This is a genomic window from Pseudomonas sp. SJZ078, assembly GCF_007828255.1.
Taxonomy (GTDB): domain Bacteria; phylum Pseudomonadota; class Gammaproteobacteria; order Pseudomonadales; family Pseudomonadaceae; genus Aquipseudomonas.
Window position 1 is genome coordinate 1 of record NZ_VIUG01000064.1, and the last position, 10,001, is coordinate 10,001.

General features: G+C 58.5%; 14 protein-coding genes. All 14 read left to right on the top strand.

What is annotated here, in order from left to right:
* The first annotated feature begins 534 nt into the window (after positions 1-534).
* Positions 535-726: a Com family DNA-binding transcriptional regulator gene (locus FBY02_RS27600; RefSeq protein ID WP_256662580.1), complete on the top strand. Its 192-nt coding sequence runs from the start codon at positions 535-537 to the stop codon at positions 724-726.
* 9 nt (positions 727-735) lie between these two features.
* Positions 736-1,377 carry a hypothetical protein gene (locus FBY02_RS27605; protein ID WP_144931652.1) on the top strand — a complete coding sequence of 214 codons (642 nt, stop codon included), beginning with the start codon at positions 736-738 and terminating at the stop codon, positions 1,375-1,377.
* A gap of 70 nt (positions 1,378-1,447) precedes the next feature.
* Positions 1,448-1,876, top strand: a complete 429-nt coding sequence (locus FBY02_RS27610) for a hypothetical protein (RefSeq protein WP_144931654.1) — start codon at positions 1,448-1,450, stop codon at positions 1,874-1,876.
* 184 nt (positions 1,877-2,060) lie between these two features.
* Complete coding sequence (locus FBY02_RS27615) at positions 2,061-2,411, top strand: phage holin family protein (protein WP_144931656.1); 351 nt, start codon at positions 2,061-2,063, stop codon at positions 2,409-2,411.
* A gap of 36 nt (positions 2,412-2,447) precedes the next feature.
* On the top strand, positions 2,448-2,960 hold the full coding sequence (locus tag FBY02_RS27620; RefSeq protein WP_144931658.1) for a hypothetical protein: 513 nt from the start codon (positions 2,448-2,450) through the stop codon (positions 2,958-2,960).
* Between the two features lie 3 nt (positions 2,961-2,963).
* On the top strand, positions 2,964-3,575 hold the full coding sequence (locus FBY02_RS27625; protein WP_144931660.1) for a phage baseplate assembly protein V: 612 nt from the start codon (positions 2,964-2,966) through the stop codon (positions 3,573-3,575).
* Positions 3,576-3,586: 11 nt separating this feature from the next.
* On the top strand, positions 3,587-3,919 hold the full coding sequence (locus FBY02_RS27630; protein WP_024779051.1) for a phage baseplate protein: 333 nt from the start codon (positions 3,587-3,589) through the stop codon (positions 3,917-3,919).
* Positions 3,916-4,911, top strand: coding sequence for a baseplate J/gp47 family protein (locus FBY02_RS27635; protein WP_144931662.1), 996 nt, complete (start codon positions 3,916-3,918; stop codon positions 4,909-4,911). The genes FBY02_RS27630 and FBY02_RS27635 overlap by 4 nt, the downstream gene beginning before the upstream one ends.
* Positions 4,908-5,543 (top strand): phage tail protein I, encoded by a 636-nt coding sequence (locus FBY02_RS27640; protein ID WP_144931664.1) that lies wholly within the window; start codon positions 4,908-4,910, stop codon positions 5,541-5,543. Before FBY02_RS27635 ends, FBY02_RS27640 begins: the two co-directional genes overlap by 4 nt.
* Positions 5,544-7,472, top strand: a complete 1,929-nt coding sequence (locus tag FBY02_RS27645; RefSeq protein WP_144931666.1) for a phage tail protein — start codon at positions 5,544-5,546, stop codon at positions 7,470-7,472.
* 2 nt (positions 7,473-7,474) lie between these two features.
* Entirely contained in the window at positions 7,475-7,897 is a 423-nt protein-coding gene (locus FBY02_RS27650) for a phage tail assembly chaperone (RefSeq protein ID WP_256662579.1), read from the top strand.
* 89 nt (positions 7,898-7,986) lie between these two features.
* Positions 7,987-8,196, top strand: coding sequence for a hypothetical protein (locus FBY02_RS27655; RefSeq protein ID WP_144931668.1), 210 nt, complete (start codon positions 7,987-7,989; stop codon positions 8,194-8,196).
* Between the two features lie 2 nt (positions 8,197-8,198).
* Complete coding sequence (locus tag FBY02_RS27660; RefSeq protein WP_144931670.1) at positions 8,199-9,365, top strand: phage tail protein; 1,167 nt, start codon at positions 8,199-8,201, stop codon at positions 9,363-9,365.
* Positions 9,365-9,871 (top strand): phage major tail tube protein, encoded by a 507-nt coding sequence (locus FBY02_RS27665; RefSeq protein ID WP_144931672.1) that lies wholly within the window; start codon positions 9,365-9,367, stop codon positions 9,869-9,871. The genes FBY02_RS27660 and FBY02_RS27665 overlap by 1 nt, the downstream gene beginning before the upstream one ends.
* Positions 9,872-10,001: the final 130 nt, after the last annotated feature.

The following is a 10,001-nucleotide window of genomic DNA, read 5'->3' on the forward strand; positions in this document are numbered from 1 at the left end:
ATGGGCATAAAAAATCCGATACCAGAGGACTGGTATCGGATTTTCTAGAAAGCCCGGCTTGGACTCAAATGCTTAAGTGAACAGCATTACGCCGATGTGCGGGTTTTTTTTCGCCCTCGAAAAGGGCGCCACCCCTCGTCCCTGCTGGGCGCGAATGCGCTGATGCATTTCCTGCGCATAAATAAATGCATTTACGCATTGACTTGATATGCATACATGCATATTCTGTGTCCAAGCCGCTCGACAAAGTGGCTGGCAACAACCGCTCTTTAGTTTCATCAACAGGCAGCGATGAACCGGCCTTAACGGTTCAGAGGGTTGGCAACTGGCCCGGGTGTGCAGCGTAAAGCACCAGAAGCAGTTATCCGGCGGGCAGGGACCGCGGCCGGAGGAACAATTTGAATGGATCCGTACCGCGCCAGTCGCGCCGAAAGATCAAGCGCATTACTGAAAAGCCTGGGCGACCGGGCTTTTTGGAATGCCTGCGCCGTGAGGCGCTTCAAATCATCACCGCCGCCAATGGAGGGCTTTCAAATGCTGAAGGATTTCAGATGCGGTAGCTGCAAACGACTTCTGGCCCGTATGGGCGAGGACACTGAACTCCAGATCAAGTGTTCCCGATGCGGGACGTTGAATCATGTGAAGGCCGTTGAGCCTCGAGTAAATCGCCATGGAGCGACAACATCTGCGACTAACGCAGAGCCATTCAAGCTCTCGACTCAATAGGTCATCACCATGAAAAAATTTACCATCGCTTCAGTATTGGGGTTGTTGCTGTTCTCAGGTATGTCCATCAACGCCTGGGCAGAAACTGCCATGTCCTGGAACTTGGCAAAAGATGTGATTTTTGCAAAAGAGCGTGTGTCGCCAAGCTCGCCCTGGGCATTTATGGAAAATACATCGGGAGTGAATAACCCCGATAATTACGTTCTCCTGCCTTCGTTCACGGCCGATGTCTGCGGCGGAAAACCTGCCACCTGTTGGCAAGATGTGCCGTCTGGCGCGCATGTGACCGTACATAAAGAAACGTATAACTACAGCGGAAACGGCAGTTTTACTGTTCCTGCGGGTAACGTTATTTTCCACCCAGGCATGAACAGCCAAACCATCATCCGCTGGACCAGTCCTATCACCGGAACCGTCAACATTCTGGGTCGTATCAACAGTATCCATACAGCTTGTGGTGACGGTGTCGCCTGGTCCCTCAATCAGGGCAACACGGTTCTACAGTCCGGTAGCCTGGCAAAAGGTACCGGTGCTGTTTTTTCCTTGGGCGATGTACCTGTCACCGTGGCCTCGACCCTCTATTTTGTACTGGATAAGAAAACTAATTATTCGTGCGACTCAAGCACGATCGACATGTTGATCACAAATTGAGGCTGGGAATCATCCAGAAGAAGGTTGTATCGACCTGCCCCAAGTTTATATATCTCAAGGAGAAAATTTAATGAAAAGGCTTTCCAGCATACTGGTCGCAGCAATCCTGGCGACCCAGACGCTTCATGCGTTCGCCGAAACCTCGCCTGTCGGTTCCTGGAAGTTCGCTTCCTACCATGTCCCGGGTGGTGGCTTTTATGCAAACCAAACGATCTGTTTCAAAGCGGACAATACCTGGTACTCCAGCTCGCAGGCTGGTTGGAAGGGCGCGTGGTTTCAGAATGGGGATGACCTCCAATGGAATGGAAGCGTGCCGATGAGTGGAGCAGGAAGCGCCAACAATCTCGCCACCATTGCCATGGGTAAAGTCGTCGCTACTGGCTCGATGGCGGGCAACTACGCGGAGTGGGCAGCACCCAGTGCGCTTCCGCTGCCTTGGGACCGGCATTACACCTACACCATGACTTACCAGGGCGCGACCTGCGGGGCACCCAAGTGATGCCGACTCTGTTCAAACTTTAAATCTCTCAGGCCCCTTCGAACGTGCTCTTGTTCAGCCATGGCGTTCGTTGGGGCTTTCTGTTTCAGGCTGTTAGTAGCGACTGGTTGGTTGCACTGACCATGCCTCGTTCAGTTTCAAAAAAATCTCCCTGCCAATCTCAATCACCCCCCAGGAGGCGTGAATGACAAACGAGCAACAAGCGTTGCTGGACATGCCGATCTGGCTGGTCATCCTGCTTGCCCTGGTGGGCGGGGTGTCCGGCGAGATGTGGCGTGCCGATAAAGAGGGTGCCCGTGGCTGGCCTTTGTTGCGGCGCGTGGTCCTGCGCTCCGGCGCCTGTGTGGTCTGCGGCGTCTCGGCGACCATGCTGTTGTATGCCCTCGGCATGTCGATCTGGAGCGCCTGCGCCCTGGGTTGCCTGACCGCCATGGCCGGTGCCGATGTGGCCATCGGTCTCTACGAACGCTGGGTCGCCAAGCGGATTGGCGTTTGTGAAGTGCCACCGCCGGATTCCCGTCCCGATCAACAGTGAGCCGGTGCCGCCGATCCACAGGAAAGAGGCCATCCAATGCCCACACTCATCGAAAAACCCTCGCAGCTGTTTACCGCCATTGCCGAGACGCTGCGTACCACCTTGCCCGGCTTGAAGGTCGGGAGTCTCCAGGACTTTGATGACACCGGCGATCTGCCTTGGGTCTTGATCGCTATCGAACGTGATACGTCAGGTAACCGGGCCAATGACGGGCGTATCGCCCATGTCCTGACGTTTTCCATGCAAGTCGTTTCGCCCAGCACGGGGTTGACGGCCTGCGATCTGGCCTGTGAGTTGAAACGCCTGATCGTCGACAACCGCTGGAACCTGTCAGCCGAGCAATGCAGCCGGCCCACGGATATCGAGGGCGTTGCCTCCGTGTTCAGCGGCGGGACACGGCCGTACACCGCCTGGACTCTCTCATTCACACAAACCCTGTACCTCGGTCCGACGCTGCTGGAGGACCCACTGGGCATTCCGAAATTCGCCCGGACCTGGGAAGTGTCGAACATCGACGACCCGGACCAATACACCGCACTGGAGGGCTGAACCATGTTCGATGCACTTCTACGCCTGCATCTGGGGCCGATCATCGAGCGTCTGGCCGGGATGGAAACCGAGCTCGAAGACTTGTACCGGCGCGCAGACAATCTCTGTCGCATCGGCGTCTGCCAGGAAGTTGATGCCGCCACCAACACCTGCAAGGTCGCCCATGGAGAGCTGCTGACCCCGGCGATCCGCTTTTTCAATCCGAGTGCCGGCGCCCAGAGCGAGTCGCGGATTCCCTCCGTGGGCGAGCAATGCCTGCTGCTGAACCATGGCGGCGGTGATGGCGGCGGGCAGTCGGTGGCGTTGTTCGGCCTCAACGGCGGTCAGTTTCCTCCCGTCTCGACACAGGCAACGCTGACCCGTCGCCTTTACCCGGACGGTTCGGAAAATGGCTACGACCACGCCAGTCATGTCCTGCACTGGAAAAACGGCCCGGCGACATTCACCGGTTCCCGTGAATCCCTCGAATTGACTATCGGCCCGTCGCGGCTGGCGATGACAGCTGAGGCCATCGACCTGCAACTGGGTGCCGTCGGCATCCGGCTCGACGCTTCCGGTGTGCACCTGAGCGGCCCGTTGGTGGATCACCAGGGGCGTGTCATCAGCACCGCATAAAGAGTTTTCCCATGATTGGAATCGACAGAAATACCGGCGCCACCGTGGATGACTGGCCGCAGTTCGTCCAGCGCGCCACCCGGGCGCTCACCACACCGTTGGGCACCCGTCAGAAACGTCCTTTGTATGGCTGTGCACTCACGCAACTGCTAGGGCAGAACCTCGGCGATGACCTGCTGATTCTTGCCCAGAGCCATGCAGCCCAAGCCTTCTACAACCCCCACAACGGCATCGGCGACTTCGAGCCGCAAGTCATCGTCGCCAGCCGCCAAGGCGCCGGATTGTTGCTGCGCTTCGCCGGCACCTGGAAAAACCGCAAACAGACTTTCGAGGTGGTGACATGAGCATGTTGATACCCGGCCAGAACCAATTGGCTGAACCGGCCATTGTCACCGTCGACGCGTTCGAGGATCTGCTGGCCGAGTTCAAGACTTTCGTGGTCGAGTACGTCGGTGCACGCTCCCCCGACAGTGCGGCCAGGCTTGCGGTCAGCCTGGAAAACGAAAGCGAGTTGCTGACCCTGGCCCTCGAGGCCTTTTGCGTGCGCCTGCAAACCCACGAACGCAAATACAACGCCCGGATCAAGCAGATGCTGGCGTGGTGGGCCACGGGCAGTAACCTCGATGCCCGCCTGGCCGACATGGGGCTCGAACGCCAGTTGCTCGATCCGGGCGATCCGGCGGCGTTCCCACCCATCGCCCCGGTCTACGAGAGCGACGATGACGCCCGGTTGCGTTATTACCTCGCGCCCCACGCTCCGGCGGCCGGCTCCCGCATGCAGTATCGCCGCGAGGTATTCACCCTCGGCGAGCGGCCTGCCGTGAAGGTGGAATACGCTGCGGCGGGCGTGGTGACGGTCACCTACACCTTCGACCTGGACGGTCACGCCGCGCAGGTCAAGGACGGCAACGGACGCCGCACGGCACCGGGTGAGGTCACTGTCACGGTGCTGGCCCGAGAGGGTGACGGCGCACCCTCCGAGGCATTGCTCGAGGGTGTTCGTCAACATTTCGCCCGGCCCGATGTACGACCGGAAACCGACCTGGTCATCGTCCAGGGCGCGCAGATCAAACCCTACAAGATTCGCGTCGTGGCGAAGATCAATGCCGGCCCGGATTCGGGGTTGACCAAGGTCGCCGCGCAGCAGCAGTTGCAGGCATACGCCGAGGCGTGTCATCGCCTGGAAGGCCGGGTCGATCCGAGTTGGATCGACTACACATTGCACAGCGCCGGTGCGGTTCGACTCGAGATTCTCGAACCATTGGCGCCGATCGTGACCACGGCGTTCCAGGCGCCGTATTGCACGGGCGTCGAGGTCGAGGTGGACACGTTATGAGTGACGATACCCCGACCCCAAGCCTGCTACCGGTGAGCAGTTCTGCGCTGGAAAGGGCGCTGGATATCGGTTTCGCCCGGCTGCTCGAACGTATCGATCCGCCGTTTCCCGAGCTGATGAACCCGACTGCCACGCCCGCGACATTCCTGCCGTATCTCGCGGCGGATCGCGGGGTCAACGAGTGGAGCACCACGGCCCCAGAGGTTGAAAAGCGTCTGACCGTTGAACTCGCATGGCCCACTGCACGGCAGGCCGGGACACGCAAGGCGTTGGAAAACGCGGCCAAGGGGTTGCAACTGACGCCCGAAGTTCGCGCCTGGTATGAGCAAACGCCCGTTGGTTCGCCCTACAGCTTTTCCTTCAGGGCTTTTACCGAACAGGCTTACAGCGAAGAAATCGACGCCCGTCTTGACCGGCGCCTGGCCGATGCCAAAAGCGAACGTGACACCTTGAAGGTTTCAGTCGGCTTGAGCGCATCCGGCCGCCACGTCATCGGTGCCGCCACGCTGTGCGGCGAGCTGACCACGGTTTATCCAATTGTCATCAAAGGGCTGGAAGCCTCGGGACAGGCCTTCATGGCCGCCGGGCTCTACACCGTCGAAACATCCACCATTTATCCACAGGGGGCCTGAATGGCTGACTATTACACCCTGCTCACCGATGCAGGCATCGCCTACGAAACCGCCTGCAAGGCAGCAGGCACACCCATCAAGCTCTCGCAGATTTCCGTCGGCGACGGCGGCGGCGCGGTCTACAACCCGGCCGCAACCGCCACGGCGCTCAAGCGCGAAGTCTGGCGCGGACCGCTCAATGCGCTGTTCCAGGATGAGAAGAATCCGAGTTGGCTGCTGGCTGAAGTGACCATCCCGCCTGAAGTAGGCGGTTGGTATGTGCGTGAGGCTGGGATCTGGACCGACACTGGGGTCCTGTATGCGATTGTCAAATATCCGGAGTCGTTCAAGCCGGTGTTGGCGACGTCTGGTTCGGGGAAAGAGTTTTATATCCGATCGATTTTCGAGACCAGTAATGCGGCATTGGTGACGTTGCTGATTGACGATACGGTGGTCAAGGCGACGCGGGCCTGGGTGATGAGCTACCTCGCTGACGAGTTGGCGAAACTTGATGGTAAGCAATCGGTTCGGGTGGCTACCACGGGAAATATCGTTCTGAGTGGTTTGCAGCAGATCGACGGTATTGCTGTGGTGGCCGGTCAGCGGGTACTGGTGACGGCCCAAACGACTGCTAAGGAAAACGGTATTTATGTTGTGGCCAGTGGAGCGTGGATGCGCTCGGTTGATTCCAACACCAGCGCAAAGGTGACTCCAGGTCTGATGGTGATGGTCGAGGAAGGTATCGCGAACGGCGATTCGCTTTGGCATCTGGTTACTAACGGTCCGATTGCGCTGGGCACGACCGCGCTGAGTTTTGAAATGCTCGCTGGTCGAACAGGCATTTTGGCAGGCACTTATAGAAGTCTGACAGTCGATAAATATGGTCGTGCGACTGGCGGGTCCAATCCTGAAACGTTGGCAGGTTTCGGTATCAAGGACACTTACACGAAGCCAGAAATCGAGTCGATGATTGCCCAGGCCTCAGCGCTGCCAGTCGGTGTAGTGGTGGCATTTCCAGTCGATAAAGTGGCGCCCGGTTTTTTGGAACTGGATGGAAGCGTAAAGAGCATCACCGCTTACCCTGACTTAGCGTCATTCCTTGGCACTATCTTCAATAAGGGGGATGAGGGGGCCGGTAATTTCCGCTTACCTGAGTCGCGTGGCGAATTTCTTCGTGGCTGGGATCATGAGCGTGGCGTGGATGTGGGGCGTACGCTGGGGAGCTTTCAAAAGGGATCGCTTGTTCCATTCGACCCCACTAGCGCAGCATCAGCAGTGGTTGGACTGCATTCAACAGGATCAGACGCGACTATTCGTTCGGACCTGGGCCTTGATGGGCTTGGAGCCGCTGATTATCCCGGTGCTGATGTTGTCTACAACGCGGCGTCTGCCCTGCTGCCGGTATCCAGTAGCACGGGTGTCACTCGGCCGCGCAACTTGTCGGTTATGTGGTGCATCAAGGCTTGGAATGCACCGATTAATCAGGGAAACATCGATATCGCTGCGCTACAGGCCCTGGCGGCGCAGGCGACTGAAACTAATCGAGGTACCGCGAAGATTGCAACACAGTCGCTTACCAACGTGGGTATCGATGACGCCACTATTGTGACGCCGAAGAAACTTCGCTGGGGCGTTTCGCTTCTCGTTGCGCCGAACGGCTATCTGGCTTTCCCTTCTTGGCTTGGTGGTTTGATCATCCAATGGGCAACGACCCAGATAACAACAAACGGTGCCAATGGCGGCACCGCAACAGTCACGTTACCGATGGCTTTTCCTAATGCCTCTTTTGGCGTTCTGGCGATCAGGCGCACTACGAATTTCCTCAACGGCGGAGAAACCTATCAAGCGGCACCATCTGGACTGGCCCAAGCCGTTATCAGTATTGACTCGGCGTCTGGCAACGAAGGGGCCGGCGCCCGTGATGTCTTCTACCTCGCACTGGGGAATTGATCATGAGTAAATTTTTCTTTTGTCCTGAAACTCTAGGGCTTTACCCGGGCGCCCTTTACGGCAATGCCATCGGGAAAACCTGCATTGAGATGAGCGAAAGTGAATATCGCGTACTGGCTGGTCATGCCTTGGCAATAGATGGCGATGGGCGACCTGTATTGGCCTCTGCCCTACCGCTTACTTTGGAACAATTGGAAGCAGGCGAGCGGGCTTGGCGTGACAGTGAGTTGAACCGGATGGAATGGTTGATAGCCCGCCATCGTGACGAGGTCGACAGTGGACTGCCTACTAGCTTGATTGCCGAGCAATACAGCGAGTTGCTGGTCTGGCGTCAGTTGTTGCGCGACTGGCCTGCCGCTGGAAGATTCCCAGCCACAGATTATCGGCCGGCGAAGCCGGAATGGATCAGCCAGAAAAATCAATAAACGCCCCGAACAAACGGGGCGTTTTCTTATCCGTCAAAACCCTGAAAGCCCCTTCCCGAAGGGGCTTTCTCGTATCTGGAGAAACCCGAATGGCACAACGCCAAACCTACACCGTACTCGTTCCATTCCCCACCGGAGGCGGCCATTGGTCGAGCATCGGCCAGGAGCTCGACCTGCTCGACGTCGAGGCCAGCGCCTTGCGTAGCGCCGGTCGCCTGGCGCTGAAAAACACCGAGGTTGCCGATGCGGCCTCTACATCCCAACCGGCCAAAAAGGCCACCACCAAGAAGGCTGAATAACCATGGCTGAGGTTTTGAACTTCGAGCACAACGGCATTACCGTCAATGCCACCGAATCTCCCGAGGCCATGGGTGGCCTGGGGGACAACGTCATCGGGTTGGTCGGCACCGCGCCGAAGGCCGATCCGCTGATTCCGCGCAATGCCCCGTTCCGCATCAACAGTTTCACCACCCAGGCGTTGCTCGATCCGACCGGCACTGAGGCCGGTACGCTGTATCACGCGGTGTTCCAGATCCTCAAAGTGGTCAAGGTGCCGGTCTACGTGGTGATCGTCGAAGAGGGCGCCACCCCCGCCGATACGCAGAACAACGTCATCGGCGGCATCGAAGCGCAGACTGGTCGCAAGTTGGGCCTGGCGGCCCTGAGTGGCGTTGCTGAAGACCTGACCATCATCGGCGCGCCGGGCTTCACCGGCACCAAGGCGGTGGCCAGCGAGTTCGCCTCGTTCGGCAAGCGCATCAAGGCGCGTGTGGTGCTTGATGGCAAGGACGTCGCGGTTGCCGATCAAGTGACTTATAGCCAGGAGTTGGGCGGTGCCGACCTCGGTTTCGACCGTTGCCTGGTGGTGCACAACATGCCGGCGGTGTACTCCAAGGCCGCGAAGAAAAACGTCTTCCTGGCCCCATCGAGCCTGGCCATCGCCGCCCTCGCCAAGGTCAAGCAATGGGAGAGCCCGGGCAACCAGGTGACCTATGCCGAGGACGTTTCGCGGACCGTGGAATACAACATCCTCGACACCTCCACCGAAGGCGACCTGCTCAACCGCTACGGCATCAGCTACTACGCCCGGACCATCCTCGGCGGCTTCTCGCTGCTGGGCAACCGCTCCATTACCGGCAAGTTCATCAGCTACGTCGGCCTGGAAGATGCCATCAGCCGCAAGCTGGTGAAAGCCGGCCAGAAAGCCATGGCGAAGAACCTGACCAAGTCCTTCATGGACCAGGAGGTCAAGCGCATCAACGACTGGCTGCAAACCCTGGTGGCCGACGAAACCATCCCGGGCGGCAGCGTGTACCTGCACCCGGAACTCAACAGTGTCGAGAAGTACAAGAACGGCACCTGGTACGTGGTGATCGACTACGGCCGCTACGCGCCGAACGAACACATGATTTATCAACTCAACGCCCGCGATGAAATCATCGAGCAGTTCCTGGAGGACGTTCTCTAATGTTTACCAACCGCGTAAGACAGGCCATCGCGGCCACCCTGCAAGGCCTGCCGTTGTCGGCGACCGTGGAAGAGTTCACCCCGCCGAAGATCGAGTTCGACATGGAAGAAATGCGCGGCGGGCGCTTCATTACCGAGGAAATGGCCAAGGGCGGCAAGGCCCTCAACGCCAAGCTCAGCCTGCAAGGTGTCGGCCCGGAAATCATGCTGGCGCTGGGCGTCAGTGTCGGTGACGACATCCTGCTGAATGTGCGTGAAGCCGGCCAGGATCAGGACGGCAACACCTGGTTCACCTACCACACCGTCGGCGGCAAGCTGAAATCCCTGGAAGAGACCGCGCTGAAGATGGGCGAGAAGCCCAGGACCAATCTTGAGCTGTCGTGCCGTACCTACAACCGCCTGGAAAACGGCGTTCCAGTGATCGACATCGACGTGCGCACCCAGAAGTTCGTGCTCAACGGCGTCGACATTCTCGGCGATGCGCGCCGTGCGGTGCTGCTGCCTTGAACCTCAGTTGAACACAGTCCCTGTGGGAGCGGGCTTGAACTGGCCTAATGATTTTGGACACTTCAATCGGGCGCTATGATGGCGCCCAAATCTGAGGTGTTTGGATATGCGTAAATCTTATTCGAGTGAG

Coding starts and splice junctions, on each gene's coding strand:
- FBY02_RS27600 (WP_256662580.1), top strand. CDS start 535: ATGCTGAAGGATTTCAGATGCGGTAGCTGCAAACGACTTCTGGCCCGT.
- FBY02_RS27605 (WP_144931652.1), top strand. CDS start 736: ATGAAAAAATTTACCATCGCTTCAGTATTGGGGTTGTTGCTGTTCTCA.
- FBY02_RS27610 (WP_144931654.1), top strand. CDS start 1,448: ATGAAAAGGCTTTCCAGCATACTGGTCGCAGCAATCCTGGCGACCCAG.
- FBY02_RS27615 (WP_144931656.1), top strand. CDS start 2,061: ATGACAAACGAGCAACAAGCGTTGCTGGACATGCCGATCTGGCTGGTC.
- FBY02_RS27620 (WP_144931658.1), top strand. CDS start 2,448: ATGCCCACACTCATCGAAAAACCCTCGCAGCTGTTTACCGCCATTGCC.
- FBY02_RS27625 (WP_144931660.1), top strand. CDS start 2,964: ATGTTCGATGCACTTCTACGCCTGCATCTGGGGCCGATCATCGAGCGT.
- FBY02_RS27630 (WP_024779051.1), top strand. CDS start 3,587: ATGATTGGAATCGACAGAAATACCGGCGCCACCGTGGATGACTGGCCG.
- FBY02_RS27635 (WP_144931662.1), top strand. CDS start 3,916: ATGAGCATGTTGATACCCGGCCAGAACCAATTGGCTGAACCGGCCATT.
- FBY02_RS27640 (WP_144931664.1), top strand. CDS start 4,908: ATGAGTGACGATACCCCGACCCCAAGCCTGCTACCGGTGAGCAGTTCT.
- FBY02_RS27645 (WP_144931666.1), top strand. CDS start 5,544: ATGGCTGACTATTACACCCTGCTCACCGATGCAGGCATCGCCTACGAA.
- FBY02_RS27650 (WP_256662579.1), top strand. CDS start 7,475: ATGAGTAAATTTTTCTTTTGTCCTGAAACTCTAGGGCTTTACCCGGGC.
- FBY02_RS27655 (WP_144931668.1), top strand. CDS start 7,987: ATGGCACAACGCCAAACCTACACCGTACTCGTTCCATTCCCCACCGGA.
- FBY02_RS27660 (WP_144931670.1), top strand. CDS start 8,199: ATGGCTGAGGTTTTGAACTTCGAGCACAACGGCATTACCGTCAATGCC.
- FBY02_RS27665 (WP_144931672.1), top strand. CDS start 9,365: ATGTTTACCAACCGCGTAAGACAGGCCATCGCGGCCACCCTGCAAGGC.